Source organism: Coleofasciculus sp. FACHB-542, assembly GCF_014695825.1.
Lineage (GTDB): Bacteria > Cyanobacteriota > Cyanobacteriia > Cyanobacteriales > FACHB-T130 > FACHB-T130.
This window is the reverse complement of record NZ_JACJPB010000055.1, coordinates 13,501-27,668: the sequence shown is the minus strand read 5'-3', so window position 1 is coordinate 27,668 and position 14,168 is coordinate 13,501. Positions and strand designations below refer to the sequence as shown.

Sequence of the window (14,168 nt, the reverse complement as noted above, 5' to 3'; positions counted from 1 at the left end):
GTTTCTTTATTCAATTTGATATCGTTTCCAGCAACAATTTCTGTATCAATCGTTTCCAATTGACAATTTCTCCCGGTGGTTTACCCATTTGGGCACCGCTAAGGCTTAGAGGATTTCTAATATTATTAATAACTTATTCATAAAAATAGAGCCACTGGGCTACACCTCCCCGTGACTCTATCTTTTTTAATTGAGTTCTACTGCTGACGATTTACTGTTTAACTTCAGCAGATGGATCGGCGACATACTGAAAATCTGGTTCCGAGTTCCAAGGCCCGCGCTCATCTTTGCCATTCGTAGACAAGTTGAAGTAAAGATTGACCGTTTCATCCGGCTGGATATTGCCAAAGAAAGGATCTGTTAATTTGCCCAACGAAGAAAGTGCATTCATGAACATCTTCGTATGAGAAATTTCGCGAGTCAGCAAATGTACCAAGGTGTCTTTTGTACCTTGATCCGGAGCCATTTTGATCAGCTCCTCATAGGTTTGACGTGCCCCAGCCTCAGCGGCAATATCTGCCCGCAGATCGCGCACAACATCCCCACCTTCATTGATATAGTTCGCTGTCCAAGCGCTTCCTTGGCTATCTAAAAAGTGTGGTCCCATACCGCGTACAGCAAAGAGCGTACTCCGGTACGCTTCTGTTTGATCGACATTCTTGGTATGTGATTCAATCAGTTTGCCAACCATTTCTAGGTGGCTGAACTCTTCGATTGCAATATCTTGGAGCATATCCCGAATACCAGGATTTTCGCAGTGGAATGACTGCACCCAATACTGTAAGGCGGCTGTCAATTCACCCGTTGCTCCCCCAAACTGCTCTAGTAGCAGTTGGGCATAACGTGGATTAGGCTCTGTGATATTAACAGTATGAATGGGTTCTTTTTTATGGAAAAACATGAATGGATTCCTTTCCTCTATTTGCCGGATCGTTGAGCGCTTGCCAATATTTTTTGTAAAGGAATTCAAAAAAAACGATTCTTTTTCCTTCACAAATCAAGGTATATACCCATACTTTAGATCGGCTGTCAAAGGTATTCCTGCCTCATCGGGTAGACTTAGCTCATAGATTTTTCTATAACCAGAGGAGGACACAAAAAACAAGATTGAAATCTCAGTTGAGGCAATTTTTTAGCTAAAACCGTTCCAATCGCTCAACCGAGGATGAAAATCGCTGATAAGGCAGCAAAAGCTAAGCAATACTGCACTGTTCTAGTTTTCCAGCCATTGCGCTGGCGTGACGCCACCATTCATAACCACCCGCCCACCGCCGCGATGGTAGATGTCCAATGGGTGCCTTGTCGCTAAATTTCAAACCAGAGTCAGGAATATACGGGTTGTGGGTAGGCCAGCCAACGCGATCGCAAAAATTGCTATATTCTCCCCCAACCTCCAGAAAAATTTGCTTTTGCACGCTGAAACCAAAGCGCCCCTGGCTGTACTTTACCCATAACTGGTCAATCGTCCATAAATCCTCGCAAGGAAACTTTTGAATATCGCTGTTGAATAGATAGTTATTGCTTGACTTGCCGACTACTAGACACATCACTGCCCAGGTTTCCCGATCGGCTTCTTTCCATTTCTTTTTAGCGAGTAAATCCCGCAATTTTGTATAGTCAACTCCAACCTCGGAATTCAAGGCACTACCACCCGGTCGTTGAGATTGAGTTGGAACCGGAGATGTAGGTCTGGGGTTTAAATTTTGCTGTACCGCTTGCAAGGCAGAGGCAGCGTCTGGGTAACGATCTTTAATGTTATTTTGTAGCAGCCGATCCAAAATTTGACCCAGGCGATCGCTAACTTTTCTCTCCTTGGGTAAAAAATTGCGCCACGCCCACCCGTTATTCATAATGTCATACATATTCAGGGGCGAAACGCCTGTGAGCAAGTAGATACAAGTGACGCCCAAACTGTAGAGGTCGCTGGAGGGCAGGGCTTTGCCTCGCGTTTGTTCGGGTGCCATATAATCCGGGCTACCAACGATCGTGCCGGTGTTGAACACAGCAGTGTCTGTGAATAGCTTGGCAATTCCAAAATCAATCAAGATCAACTGACCTTCCCTTTCTCCTGGGTAAGAGGAGGTTGAGAGGGTGCGTCGGATAATATTCGCTGGCTTAATATCTCGGTGAATCACCCGATGTTCGTGGATATATTGCAAAACTGGCAACAAATCCTGCAAAAATTCCCAAATCTGCGTTTCGTTATAAATGTCCCGTTGCTGCAATTCCTCCGCTAGAGTGTGCCCGCAAATCAACTCCTGCACTAAATACAGCTGCTGCTGCTGTTCAAAGTGGGCGAAGAGGGAGGGAATTTGCGGATGTTTCCCTAGTTCATTGAGGTGTATCGCTTCCTGACGAAATAAGGAAACGACCTTTCTAAAACTGGTCGGCTCTTGCTGTGGGAAGCAGAGTTGCTTAATAACACACTTGGTTTTGGAGGGAATATGCTCATCCACCGCCAAAAAAGTTCTTCCCATGCCGCCTTTGCCGATTGGTTTAACTGGGCGATAGGGGTCTTTCAGCAATAATGCTTGCCCACAACACAGGCAAAATCTTTGGTCAGAAGGATTTTGGGGTCTTTGACATCCAGCGCTAACACAATAGATCATGGCAGCCGCGATCGCACTCCCTGTTGATATTCATCTCCAAGATATCCTCAATTGGAGAGATGACCATAGGGTGTATCTGTTATAAAGCTGAGTGTGGTTAACTGGCGGCTTTACCCGTTTCTCAGCACTTTAGAAGCGATCGCGCAGCTTGAAACAATAATTCTTTGCTAACAAGATTATTGCTTCTCTGCTTGATAAATATAGACATTGTCGAAAGCTCCTACCGACTCAAAATGATAAGAAGGCAGGAACGAACTAACCGACAAATCGGTGCGATAAATGCTAAAAAAGATAAAATTTTGCCGCTCTGTCGTTTCAGCAATCAGCCGCTTCACCTGCGGGCTGCCCGTCTCAACTAATAACATACATTGACGCTTCAAAAAATTCTCAAAGTTTTCTGGAGCCTTTTCACAAACATTGTCTTTTATGTACACCGTTAGTTGCTGTAAGGCAAATTCTTCGTACTCCTCCTGAGTGGGATTCGTCAGCGCCATCGCTACACCCAGTCCAGCCAAAGCGACTCCCGCAATCGTTGTAATAACCTGTAAACCCTTCATGGGATATTAAAACCATTCTTTTGTAGCCTTTGACTACGGCGATCGCCGTCTGAGTTCCAGGTTAACTGACGAAAGACTGGATCAACTGGCAAGCACAATGCTATATTAAAAATCTGAAATGGCGAGCGTAGCCAAGTGGTTAAGGCAGTGGATTGTGGTTCCACCACTCGGGGGTTCAAGTCCCCTCGTTCGCCCTGGCTCTTGTATAGACGTAGATCATCCGTCTCTCAAAAGTCATTACTTTTGGGTGCGACTACTACAAACAAAGACCCCTCTCCAGAAGCCTGCGGAATATGGCTGCAACACTGGGAGGGGTTATTAATATTATTGTTGTGACGCACACTACTTGAGGGGAACAGCCTTTACATCAACCGTGTCTGAATTGGAAGTTGACCCAACACCTGCAACATCCGCTTCAGAGACCGCTTGCTCGTCACGAGACTTGAGGCGCTGAGATAGCATTTGGGAAACTTCAGCAACCAGGAGCGTCAGAATCACACCATCGTCAATCCATCCGATGATGGGTATGAAATCCGGGGCAATATCAATCGGGCTGAAAAGATAAAGTAATGACCCTAGAATCACCCACCAACGATACTTGGGATTACGGATCGAGTTGCGATACCAGTTGTAAATTGATTGGATTGAAAAATTATTCATTATTGAATCCTCTAGCTATTTTTAATATTGACAAATCTACCAGCATTATGTAGGTGTGGATATCCACCCGAAGTTTGACTAGAAGATTCGACAATAGCGGGAGAACCTCGCCCTTTAGTTCAGTCTGAATGACAATGCTTGTCTAAAATTGGAATGGCTTCAAGTTGTTAAAGAAAATTAAAAGCTTGGGGAGTGTAGGAGGAAAGAATCGACCGTGACTTTTCCAGAACTGATTGAGAAGGGTGGGCCTGTAATGTGGCCTCTGCTAGCTTTATCGCTGCTGTCTTTGGGCACTATTTTTGAGCGCTTGTGGTTTTGGGCAAGAATCTTGACCAAAGAAAGAGAAACTGTAAATCGCGTGCTGGAAGCAGCAACTCGCAACTGGGAAGTTGCCACTGAGATTGCTCACCAATCTAGAAAACAGCCGATAGGGCGTTATCTGTATGCTCCCTTACGACTCTCTAACGCCGATCCAGAATTGTTTAGGCTTGCACTGGAGGCAGCCGCAGACGAGGAATTAGCTTCGATGCGCCAAGGCGACAAAATTTTAGAAGCAGTGATTGCCCTCGGGCCTCTACTAGGATTGTTGGGAACCGTGTTGGGATTGATCAGATCCCTGAGTGGTATTCGCCTTGGCGATCTCGGAACGTCTTCAACCGCTGGAGTGACTTTAGGGATTAGCGAATCTCTGATCAGTACGGCGGCTGGGCTGATAGTAGCAATTACCAGCCTTGTCTTCTATCGGCTGTTTCAAGGTTTTTTGTTTAACCAAGTCAAAATTTTCCGTAAAGCGGGAAATGAGCTGGAGTTAATGTACCGACAGGAATGGCCCAAACTTGGTATTGATCGTCATCCGATGAAGGCGAGAGTAGAAACTTCAGATACGGCTGAACCCTAGAAGCCATTCGTGATTGGTCATTCGTCATGGGTTATTAGTCAGGAGCGAAGAATTAGGGACTAAGGACTCATGACTTTTTAAATTCCCCTGTTGTTTAAACTTATGAAGATTAACTTGGATACTCCGGGTGATGACGCCCGAATTGAGATTATTCCCCTGATTGATGTCATCTTCTGTATCCTGACGTTCTTTCTGTTGGCAGCTTTGCAACTCACTCGTCAGCAAGCAATCAGCGTGGATTTGCCCAAAGCTAGTAGCGGCACTCCGCAGATGCGAGAGATGTTGATGGTGAGCTTGGATGATTTTGGTCAAATTTACGTGGAGCAACAGCAGATTAATTCAAAAGATCAGCTGACTCAATCTTTGCAGAATTACCGCTCGACAAATCCAAATGGATTGATGGTGCTGTACGCTTCTCGGACTGCAAGTTACAACGATGTCATCCAGGTTTTGGATTTGCTGCGAGATGTTGGAGGCGATCGCGTGTCTTTAGCGACTCTACCCGGTTCCGGTGATGCGGCGGCTGGCTCTAATACGCAGGTTCCTACGGCTCCTAGTCCCGGTTTAGCGCCCTATTCCGGCAACGCTCCTATCCAACCTTATAATCCTTATGCGCCACCCAGTCCATCAGCCAATCCATACAATCTGGGTCAGCCGCAATTGCCGGTGGCTCCGGGACAACCAGAGATTAATCCCACGATTCCCGGTACTACGATTCCCGGTACTGTACCCGTGACACCGACTGTTCCGGCTCCCCAAGGGACTGATTCTGCTCCCAAGAGGTAGGGACAATTCTGTCAATTTACAGAGGTCGAGGCGCGATTGTTTGTTTAAGGTAGGGATAATCAAAAGATTTTTTCACGCCTCAACTTCTGGATAGGAGGTTTATAAATATGGATTTAATTGATGTGCTGATTACCTGGTTGGTAACAGCCGCCAGTTTGTTAATTATTAGCAAGCTGCCACTCGGAGTTGAGATTGATAACCCAGGAATTGGTTATATTTCGGCAGCCGTTTTTGGGATTTTAAATGCAGCGATTAGCTTTGTATTTTTTACCTTGCCGAATACGCTAACATTTGGCATCTACGGATTTTTTGCAAAGCTTTTGACTTTGGGTTTATTCTCTTTTGTCCTCAATGTCATTGCACTGACAATAGCCGCGAGATTGATTACAGGCTTTCGTTTGGAAAAAGGGATTTGGAGTGCGGTCATCGGTGCGATCGCTCTCGCCGCTGTCAGCAGCTTTATTACCAGTGTCGTGATTGGTCAGCCAACAGCAATTGCGTAAAGAGTCGATCGAAGGGTAGGCATCAATTAGCGTAAACTAACCAATAACTTTAAAAGCCCGGTTTCTGATAGAAACCGGGCTTTTTGCTGGTCAGTTTTTCGGCTGGAGATCCCTCATCGCTCCCTTTTTCCAGGGAGCGATGAAAAAGTTGCAAGAACTTTAAGCGGGAACTTGAATTTTTTGGCTACCGGCAAGTCCAAAAGCGGCGTGGATGGCTTGTAAGGCGGTGACGCCCTGATTTTCTGCTACGACGCAGCTGATTTTTATTTCAGAAGTTGTAATCATCTGAATATTGATTTGGTGTTGGGAAAGCGCTTCAAACATTTGGGCGGCGACACCGGGTTGCCCGACCATACCGGAACCGACGATACTTACTTTAGCGATCGCTGTATCCACTAAAACTTCACCGCAGCCTAAGGATGGTGCGAGTTTTTCGAGTGCTGCTTTCGCTTCTGCTGCATCTGCTTGGGCGACGGTGAAGGCAATATCGCGGGTCCCGATCCCATTCACCACGCGACAGCGTTGGGATTGGATAATCATATCCACGCTGATATTTTTCTCGGCTAAGAGTCCAAACACTTGAGCTGCCATCCCTGGACGATCGGGGATATGACGAATGGCGAGACGCGCTTGATTGAAATCAAGGGCAACACCGCGCACGGGGGGAGCGGAGTGCTGAGGACTCAGGGCTGAGGACTGAGAAATTTTGCCCTGTTGTTCTACACTACTTTCTACAATTCTGTTTTGGTGGAGTGGGGAATGGTTGACCTCGAAGGTTTGGCACAAAAGAGCGATCGCGCGATCGCAATCATCCGCATCAATGACGCAACTAACTTTCACTTCCGAGGTGGAAATCATCTGAATATTGATCCCAGCACTAGAAAGCGTAGCGAACATCTGCGCTGCTACACCCGGACGCCCAATCATTCCCGCACCCGCGATCGAGACTTTGGCAATTTGCCTGTCTACCATCACCTCGGCTTCTCCGTCTTCTGGGTTGTTTGAGCTGCGGAGGGCGGGCGCGATCGCTGCGGCTACAGCTTCTGCCCGATTGATAACGTTTTTGCTAACTGTAAATGCAATATCGTTGGTATTGCCTTCGTGAATCGACTGGATAATTAAGTCGATATCTAAGGCTTGATGGGCAATTTCACCAAATAGCCGCGCCGCCACGCCTGGACGATCTGGCACCCGCAACAGCGCAATTTTCCCTTGGTCGGTATCAAATTCTACCCCATCGACAGGACGGGCAATTTCTAAATCTTGGAGCGATCGCGGCTTAGGCATTGGAGAAATCACCCTAGTCCCCGGATCGTCCGTCCAGCTAGAACGCACCACCAACTCTACGCCATAATTCCGGGCAATTTCCACAGCGCGAGGATGCAGCACCTTTGCCCCTAAGCTGGCTAACTCAAGCATTTCATCGGAGGTAATCTCCTCCATCAGCTGGGCTTCTGGCACTAACCGGGGATCGGTCGTAAAAATTCCTGGCACATCGGTGTAGATTTCGCAACAGCTTGCTCGTAAAGCTGCCGCTAGTGCTACCGCCGAAGTATCGGAACCGCCGCGCCCCAAGGTGGTAATTTCCAACTCTTCGGTACTAGTGATGCCTTGGAAACCCGCCACCACAACCACCTTACCCGCGTCTAAGTGACGTTCCACCCGATGTGTCTGGATATGCAGAATCCGGGCGCGGGTGTGTTCGGCTTCGGTAACAATTCCAACCTGTGCGCCAGTGAGAGAAACCGCTGGCTGTCCCAATTCCTGCAATGCCATACTCAGCAAGGCGATTGAGACTTGCTCGCCAGTAGAGAGCAGCATATCCATTTCCCGACGAGAGGGATTTGTAGAGATTTGGTTGGCTAATTTCACCAATCCATCAGTCGTCTTCCCCATTGCCGAAACTACGACAACCAGCGAGTTGCCCATCTGGGCTGTTTTTAAAACCCGCTGAGCGACTGCCTGAATGCGTTCCACCGAACCAACTGAAGTGCCACCGTATTTCTGGACAATTAACGCCATAATTCTCTCACCAATCCTGCCTAGGGATATACCCACAGGCTTTAGCCTGTGGCTACACAAACCAAGCCTGCCCAAGCTCGTAAGCACACCAAAGGTGCGACAGGCTGACACGGCAAGGCATCTTAATTTAACCTAATTAAATTATCAGACTTGCTGGGACAAAACAGGCTGACTTTAGATTGTGTTGATTGATTATCGTCAAACATCTATCGCGGGGAGTGTGGAGATAGGGTGAAGGGCTTGCGGATTTTCAAGGATGATGCGATCGCTTCCTCCTCCCTGACAAAGGTAAGATCCATACAGTAAATGCCACAGAAAGTCACTATGTTAGACGGCAACCTGCTGCATAATCTGCCGTCTAGTGCAGAATTGCCTGACTCTGACGATACTTCTGTAGACAATGAACTACAAACTCTCATTCTCAATTAACCAGACACCAGTTCCTGCTGATTGTCTTACTTATGTAGTATGGTAAAAATTTGGTAGTGATTAAAGTAAATTTAATGTTTACTCGCTTTGAAAAATTGCCCATACGGGTATCAGAATTGAAAACTTGCTTCTACTGTGGGAATTCTCTACCAGCCACAGCAAAAGAACATATTTTTAATTCATCTTGGGGCGGCTCACACAAAACAGGAGACTTGATTTGTAACGAGTGTAATATTAGCTTCTCAACACAAACAGACCCGGCTTTTTCTGTTTATATTGAGGCTGTAATGAATGCTTGGTCATTTAAAGGAGAACGTCATAAAGATGTACCAAAAATTATCTTAAAAGGAGATTATTTTTTAGAAAAAGGAGGAATGCTTAAACTTAAGCAAGCAATCATTGAAGATGAAATCCAGTCTGATGGGACGGTTAATCCACACCTCGTCTTTAACTCTAGGAGTCAAGCCAAACATTGGATAGAAGAAGGCGGTATGGCTACTTGGCTAGGAAGATTACCATCAGCAGAAGAACAGAAATATTTCAAGGAATTAATTAAGCAGGCAACTCCATATGCGCTAGATGCTAGGCCTCAGCAATTTTCTTCTAGGCTAAATCTTCGGGAGCAGTATCGTTCATCGGCTCATACAATCCTCAAGTGCCTCAAATTTTATTTACCAGAGTGGGTTTCTAGTGATTTGACTAAACCTGCTCAACAATTTGCACGATATGATCAAGGTGATTGGAGGTTTTTTGCAGTCAATGTCGAGCAACTTTTCTCTATAGCTGAACATGCGGCAAGCAAATTGGGGTTAGGTGTTCACCATAACTCAGTAGAGGTTTATTGGTGTTCTCATCTGAAGATGGTCATTGGTGTGTTGACTATCCTTCATCGAGTCAAGAGGACAGTTGTCATTGCTCAAAACTATTCTGGGCCAGATGCGATCTTATATGTTGCTGAAGATACACATGGTTCTAAAAAACCTCCTCAAGCACTGTTTGCTGAATTTGACTCAAAGCAATTCTCTCTACCATTATTAGGCGTGCAATATTTTGCATCTCTCCCTAAAATGGAGCAGTTCTTTTACAATGAGCTTAGAGTTCTTGTGACACTTTATTATCCAATTGACGCTATTACAGCTCGTTTAATTGAAGGAATCAAAGCAGTTAACGAAAAGCCTCCTCGAATCAATGAAACAGCGATAGAAGAGTATGTGAACTTGTTTCTGGAATTTATCTCGAATTTAAGCAAAATTTTAGGAGTGCCTATAGATCCAGATAGGGCACGTACCAAGCTTTTTGAATATGGCTTTTCAAGTTTAGTAAATCAGTATATAGGTAGGACTTGTACAGATTTGGATATTACTGATCTGATGGTAAAAGCGCTTGACCATGTTATGAAAGATTGCAACTTAAATACGCCCTAGGAAAGGGCTATCGCAACTTAGAAATAGTTATCCCAATTTTAGAAAATCCAACAGTTCTTTTAGCCCCAACTCGCGATCGCGCTTGTTTGGTCGTTGTCATTGTTTCCTCTTGGCTCCACAGCAAAAGGCTCGGATTAATATCGATACGATTAAGTATCGTAATTGCAATAGGGAGTGTCAAGAGGAGCTGCCTTAGGGTAGCAGGACATTTTAGACAGAGCCACAGCTTTTAAAATTCACCAGGCTATTCCAACTCCCAACTTGTTTTCTTCTTTTGTATGAATCATTACCGCCTCCTGACAAACTTGATATGGATGAGTACAGACATAAAATCAAGGACAATCAGCGATGTTGAAGGGAGAACGAGTAACGCTACGGGGTATACGGCGAGACGATCTACCGAAACTGTGCGAGTTTAACAATGATTTAGCCGTTGAATTGGCAGGTGGAGGCGATCCACCGATACCCCAATCCCTGGAACGACTGCAAGCAGAGTTTGATCAAAATGCCGCCAAAGGTGGACGAGATGGCACCTGGTTTGCGATCGAGGCAGATGGCAAGTTCATTGGGCAGTGCGGCTTGGTTGGTTTTGATATATTTCAGGGGGTGGCGCGTGTCTGCGAATTAGGCATTGCAATTGGGGATAAGGAATATTGGGGACGTGGCTACGGTCGTGAAGCGATCGCATTGCTGCTGAATTATGCGTTTCGATACTGGAATCTACATCGAGTTTGGTTAAGGACAAACTCAAGGAATGAACGCGCGATTCGCTGTTATCAATCCTGTGGATTTGTGGAAGAAGGTCGCCTCCGGGGTCACGAGTGGTATAACGGCAGCTATATTGATACGCTGTGCATGGGAATATTGCGGGAGGAGTGGGAGCATATTAAGAAACAAGACTGATTGCATCTAACGCAACTCCCCATTGACAATTCTTTGAGAACGCTTGCAGCAAATTGCCCTTGATGAACGTTGTTTGGGCGAAGATGAGTTTATGAGTAAACCTATCAAAAGCCCGCCTGGACGCCCACGTAGCGAAAAATCTCATCAAGCGATTCTACAAGCAACTCTTGAGCTGCTAGCAGAAATGGGATATCAAGCTATGAGCATCGAAGCGATCGCTGCACGCGCTAAAGTGGGCAAAACTACCATTTATCGGCGGTACAGTTCTAAAGAAGAACTGGCTGCAGACGCGATTGAAAGCCTCAGAGAGGAAATATTGATACTAGACACAGGCAGCCTCTGGGGAGATATTGATATCCTCATTGAGAATGCAGGGAAAATGGTACTCAGCCCCTTAGGTCGTCAAACTGTTGCCCTAATTATTAGTACAGCGTCTAGCAGTCCGACTTTTGCCCAGGTCTACTGGAAAAAATACCTACAACCGCGACGGCAAGCCTTTGGAGTCGTGCTGGAACGTGCTAAGGCTAGAAATGAAATTCACACAGATATAGAACCCGATTTAGTCTTCGACCTGATGAGCGGAGCAATGTTATATGCGATGGTCTTTCAGCCAACTGATGAGACATTTCAAGCATATATCCGTCGTGCTTTGGAGCTTTGTCTCAAAGGTAATACTGCCTAAAATCGCATTGAGGCAGGTGTTCTGCATCGGTTAAGCTTTTCTAGAAGTTGCTCGACTTGCTTGGTATCTTTACGACGCCAACCATAGATTTATCACAAGAGCCACTAACTTTAACAACTCTGTTCACCAGCGATTCCCGATTGCGATCGCACTATCATCTTCTGTATTTTTCGGATTTAATTCTCACTTACTAATTTTTGTCGTAACTCCCGAATCGCAACGCTGGTATTGCGCTCGGAGGCAATTCGGAAACACTCGGTGATGAATGCTAAAGCATTAATATTGGGAAAAAAACGGCTACTGGTTACAATCGTGTAGCGATCGCTCTGCAATTGGTAAATCTTAAGTTGGTTCTTTTTATACAACCAAACTTCCGGCACTCGATAGGGCAGGTAGTCATTTACATCCGTGTAGCTGGTTACATCTATCTCAATTACCAAATCGGGCGATGGCTCTATTTCCCAATTGATGCGGTCTTTGCCTGCAACTGCTGCCCAATTATCGATATAGAAGCAGTAGTCCGGTTCAATGCCGCTAATCTCTGGCAGTTCCATTGTGATTGGGGTAAACGCTTCGTAGTCCCGCCCTAAATGGTCTAGGAGAGCTATTACGACCATTGCAATAACGTGGGCTTCGCGTCCGTGTCGGGGTAGCGGTGACATTAACAGAATCTCTCCGGGTCGATACTTAATGCGCGGTATTGAGCGATCGCCTAGTTGTTCAGTTAGTGCTTGATAGTCCTGCCAACTACCGGGTAGCCGCACCACTGCGCCTGCGGGTAACTGGATTTTCTCTGGTGTGATAACTGCAAACATTGGACTTATACCTCCATCTCCACTGTAATCCTTGTATCGCACCTAACCATCGTGTCGCAGCGCAACAAAAAAGTTCTGCCTTAAAAAAGCATAGAGTGCCCGATCAGAAGGCTGATTAATCCTTTCCTAAACTCATAAAAATTGATGAGGAGAAATTTTTGGAAAACCCTTTGGAAGCAATGAATCGGTAATTTAGGCAATGTGAATATTCGAGTTTAGAGTAACAAGGCAAGTCAAAAGGGCGATCGCGTCTTTTTTCATCCTCATTGCGAACTGACAAGTCAGCGCTTCGCGATCGCGCCATTCCCAAACATCGGCTTAAACGTGTGCTGAATACCTCTTATGGCAGACTTTCCAGGCACAACAATCTACCTGTAGCCGTCGCTACGCCTGTTTTAACCCTGGCACACTAGGCTAATATGAACATCTGTAACGGAAGCCTTGCCAGTTGGTAAAGAAATGTTAGTTCAACCGTAGCCACGGGCAACATAAAACAAAGGATGTCAATTTTATGGTAGTAGCAGTGGAAAATCAGTCTCCTCACCATGTTGTGATTGTCGGTGGCGGCTTTGGCGGACTTTATGCTGCCAAGGCATTGAGCGGCGCACCTGTCCATGTGACACTGGTCGATAAACGTAACTTTCATTTGTTTCAGCCACTCCTTTATCAAGTCGCTACCGGAACGCTATCCCCAGCAGATATTTCATCTCCTCTGCGTGCGGTACTCAGCGAGAGCAAAAATACTAAAGTGCTGATGGGAGAGGTAAAGGATATCGATCCACAACAGCGAAAAGTCATCCTCGCTGGCGAAGAACTGATCTACGACACGTTAATCGTTGCTACAGGTGTGAGCCATTTTTACTTTGGCAATGACCAATGGGCAACTGTAGCGCCAGGATTGAAAACCGTTGAAGATGCGCTGGAAATGCGGCGTCGCATTTTTATGGCGTTTGAAGCGGCAGAAAAGGAAACCGATCCCGAAAAACGGCGTGCCTGGTTGACGTTTGCGATCATCGGCGGAGGGCCGACGGGGGTAGAATTAGCGGGAGCGATCGCAGAACTCGCTTACAGCACCCTAAAGCGAGATTTCCGCAACATTGACACTTCTGAAGCCAAAATTTTGTTACTGGAAGGGATGGATCGCATCCTACCTCCCTACACACCAGAGTTATCTGCAAAAGCAGAAGCCTCTCTTCAGCGCTTAGGTGTCACTGTGCAGACAAAGACGCTGGTGACGAATATTGCAGAGAATATTATCACCACAAAACAAGGCGATAAAATCGAACAAATTCCAGCGAGAACAACCTTATGGGCAGCTGGAATCAAAGCTTCACCAATGGGAAAAGTTCTGGCAGAACGCACCGGCGCTGCAATTGACCGGGTGGGGCGGGTTATCGTTGAATCCGACCTGAGTATAGCAGGACATCCTAATATCTTTGTGGTCGGTGACTTGGCAAGTTTTTCTCATCAAAATGAGAAACCACTACCAGGTGTTGCACCCGTGGCGATGCAAGAAGGGGAATATGTTGCTAACCTGATCAGACAGCGGATTGCCGGTTACAGTATGGCACCTTTCCAATATATTGACCGAGGCAGTATGGCTGTTATCGGGCGGAATGCTGCGGTAGTCGATTTGGGTTATGTGAAGTTTTCCGGTTTGCTCGCTTGGCTCACCTGGGTATTTGTTCACATTTACTTCTTAATTGAGTTTGATAATAAACTCATCGTCATGCTCCAGTGGGGTTGGAATTATTGGACTCGCAAACGTGGGGCAAGATTGATTACCGGCGACGAGGTAATTGGGAAGGTAGGAGTTGACGCTAACGGCGATTATTACGTGCCACTGAAGAGTAAAGAAACGGTGGAAGTTTAAACGCAAA

Annotated in this window: 13 protein-coding genes, 1 tRNA gene and 1 pseudogene; 9 read left to right on the top strand and 6 right to left on the bottom strand. The window is 46.1% G+C overall.

Annotated elements, in window-relative coordinates; genetic code table 11:
* Positions 1–211: 211 nt before the first annotated feature.
* The 3 genes from H6F52_RS22600 to H6F52_RS22590 all read right to left on the bottom strand — a co-directional run bounded on the left by H6F52_RS22600 (position 212) and on the right by H6F52_RS22590 (position 3,166).
* Entirely contained in the window at positions 212–901 is a 690-nt protein-coding gene (locus H6F52_RS22600; RefSeq protein ID WP_190411815.1) for a manganese catalase family protein, read from the bottom strand.
* Positions 902–1,193: 292 nt separating this feature from the next.
* Positions 1,194–2,609: a serine/threonine-protein kinase gene (locus H6F52_RS22595; RefSeq protein WP_190536815.1), complete on the bottom strand. Its 1,416-nt coding sequence runs from the start codon at positions 2,607–2,609 to the stop codon at positions 1,194–1,196.
* 176 nt (positions 2,610–2,785) lie between these two features.
* Positions 2,786–3,166 (bottom strand): DUF4359 domain-containing protein, encoded by a 381-nt coding sequence (locus tag H6F52_RS22590; protein ID WP_190411813.1) that lies wholly within the window; start codon positions 3,164–3,166, stop codon positions 2,786–2,788.
* Between the two features lie 121 nt (positions 3,167–3,287).
* Between H6F52_RS22590 and H6F52_RS22585 the strand changes: the two genes are divergently transcribed.
* Positions 3,288–3,360 (top strand) — tRNA-His (locus tag H6F52_RS22585).
* A gap of 148 nt (positions 3,361–3,508) precedes the next feature.
* Here the strand turns inward: H6F52_RS22585 and H6F52_RS22580 are convergent.
* Positions 3,509–3,826: a YkvA family protein gene (locus tag H6F52_RS22580; protein WP_190433986.1), complete on the bottom strand. Its 318-nt coding sequence runs from the start codon at positions 3,824–3,826 to the stop codon at positions 3,509–3,511.
* Positions 3,827–4,040: 214 nt separating this feature from the next.
* Between H6F52_RS22580 and H6F52_RS22575 the strand changes: the two genes are divergently transcribed.
* The 3 genes from H6F52_RS22575 to H6F52_RS22565 all read left to right on the top strand — a co-directional run bounded on the left by H6F52_RS22575 (position 4,041) and on the right by H6F52_RS22565 (position 6,013).
* Positions 4,041–4,724 carry a MotA/TolQ/ExbB proton channel family protein gene (locus H6F52_RS22575; RefSeq protein ID WP_190536814.1) on the top strand — a complete coding sequence of 228 codons (684 nt, stop codon included), beginning with the start codon at positions 4,041–4,043 and terminating at the stop codon, positions 4,722–4,724.
* A 102-nt stretch (positions 4,725–4,826) separates the two neighbouring features.
* Complete coding sequence (locus H6F52_RS22570; protein WP_190411810.1) at positions 4,827–5,510, top strand: biopolymer transporter ExbD; 684 nt, start codon at positions 4,827–4,829, stop codon at positions 5,508–5,510.
* Between the two features lie 107 nt (positions 5,511–5,617).
* On the top strand, positions 5,618–6,013 hold the full coding sequence (locus H6F52_RS22565) for a phage holin family protein (protein WP_190411809.1): 396 nt from the start codon (positions 5,618–5,620) through the stop codon (positions 6,011–6,013).
* A gap of 159 nt (positions 6,014–6,172) precedes the next feature.
* Here the strand turns inward: H6F52_RS22565 and H6F52_RS22560 are convergent, their stop codons facing one another.
* Positions 6,173–8,035: an aspartate kinase gene (locus H6F52_RS22560; RefSeq protein ID WP_190536813.1), complete on the bottom strand. Its 1,863-nt coding sequence runs from the start codon at positions 8,033–8,035 to the stop codon at positions 6,173–6,175.
* A 324-nt stretch (positions 8,036–8,359) separates the two neighbouring features.
* Here H6F52_RS22560 and H6F52_RS26555 point away from each other — a divergent pair.
* From H6F52_RS26555 to H6F52_RS22540, 4 genes and pseudogenes are all read left to right on the top strand, one after another.
* Positions 8,360–8,455: pseudogene (locus tag H6F52_RS26555) on the top strand (Uma2 family endonuclease); the annotation flags it as partial.
* 65 nt (positions 8,456–8,520) lie between these two features.
* Entirely contained in the window at positions 8,521–9,888 is a 1,368-nt protein-coding gene (locus tag H6F52_RS22550) for an HNH endonuclease (RefSeq protein WP_190536812.1), read from the top strand.
* A 348-nt stretch (positions 9,889–10,236) separates the two neighbouring features.
* The gene (locus tag H6F52_RS22545) at positions 10,237–10,791 is read left to right on the top strand and encodes a GNAT family protein (protein WP_190536811.1); all 555 of its coding nucleotides are present in this window, start codon (positions 10,237–10,239) and stop codon (positions 10,789–10,791) included.
* 91 nt (positions 10,792–10,882) lie between these two features.
* The gene (locus H6F52_RS22540; RefSeq protein ID WP_190536810.1) at positions 10,883–11,473 is read left to right on the top strand and encodes a TetR/AcrR family transcriptional regulator; all 591 of its coding nucleotides are present in this window, start codon (positions 10,883–10,885) and stop codon (positions 11,471–11,473) included.
* Between the two features lie 176 nt (positions 11,474–11,649).
* Here H6F52_RS22540 and H6F52_RS22535 read toward each other — a convergent pair whose 3' ends face one another.
* Entirely contained in the window at positions 11,650–12,288 is a 639-nt protein-coding gene (locus H6F52_RS22535) for a Uma2 family endonuclease (protein WP_190536809.1), read from the bottom strand.
* A 511-nt stretch (positions 12,289–12,799) separates the two neighbouring features.
* Here H6F52_RS22535 and H6F52_RS22530 point away from each other — a divergent pair.
* Positions 12,800–14,161, top strand: coding sequence for an NAD(P)/FAD-dependent oxidoreductase (locus tag H6F52_RS22530; RefSeq protein ID WP_190411804.1), 1,362 nt, complete (start codon positions 12,800–12,802; stop codon positions 14,159–14,161).
* Positions 14,162–14,168: the final 7 nt, after the last annotated feature.

What these genes read in the sequence shown, in the direction of transcription:
- H6F52_RS22595 (WP_190536815.1), bottom strand. Translation starts at nt 2,609, where the DNA reads ATGATCTATTGTGTTAGCGCTGGATGTCAAAGACCCCAAAATCCTTCT.
- H6F52_RS22530 (WP_190411804.1), top strand. Translation starts at nt 12,800, where the DNA reads ATGGTAGTAGCAGTGGAAAATCAGTCTCCTCACCATGTTGTGATTGTC.
- H6F52_RS22600 (WP_190411815.1), bottom strand. Translation starts at nt 901, where the DNA reads ATGTTTTTCCATAAAAAAGAACCCATTCATACTGTTAATATCACAGAG.
- H6F52_RS22540 (WP_190536810.1), top strand. Translation starts at nt 10,883, where the DNA reads ATGAGTAAACCTATCAAAAGCCCGCCTGGACGCCCACGTAGCGAAAAA.
- H6F52_RS22535 (WP_190536809.1), bottom strand. Translation starts at nt 12,288, where the DNA reads ATGTTTGCAGTTATCACACCAGAGAAAATCCAGTTACCCGCAGGCGCA.
- H6F52_RS22580 (WP_190433986.1), bottom strand. Translation starts at nt 3,826, where the DNA reads ATGAATAATTTTTCAATCCAATCAATTTACAACTGGTATCGCAACTCG.
- H6F52_RS22565 (WP_190411809.1), top strand. Translation starts at nt 5,618, where the DNA reads ATGGATTTAATTGATGTGCTGATTACCTGGTTGGTAACAGCCGCCAGT.
- H6F52_RS22590 (WP_190411813.1), bottom strand. Translation starts at nt 3,166, where the DNA reads ATGAAGGGTTTACAGGTTATTACAACGATTGCGGGAGTCGCTTTGGCT.
- H6F52_RS22545 (WP_190536811.1), top strand. Translation starts at nt 10,237, where the DNA reads ATGTTGAAGGGAGAACGAGTAACGCTACGGGGTATACGGCGAGACGAT.
- H6F52_RS22560 (WP_190536813.1), bottom strand. Translation starts at nt 8,035, where the DNA reads ATGGCGTTAATTGTCCAGAAATACGGTGGCACTTCAGTTGGTTCGGTG.
- H6F52_RS22570 (WP_190411810.1), top strand. Translation starts at nt 4,827, where the DNA reads ATGAAGATTAACTTGGATACTCCGGGTGATGACGCCCGAATTGAGATT.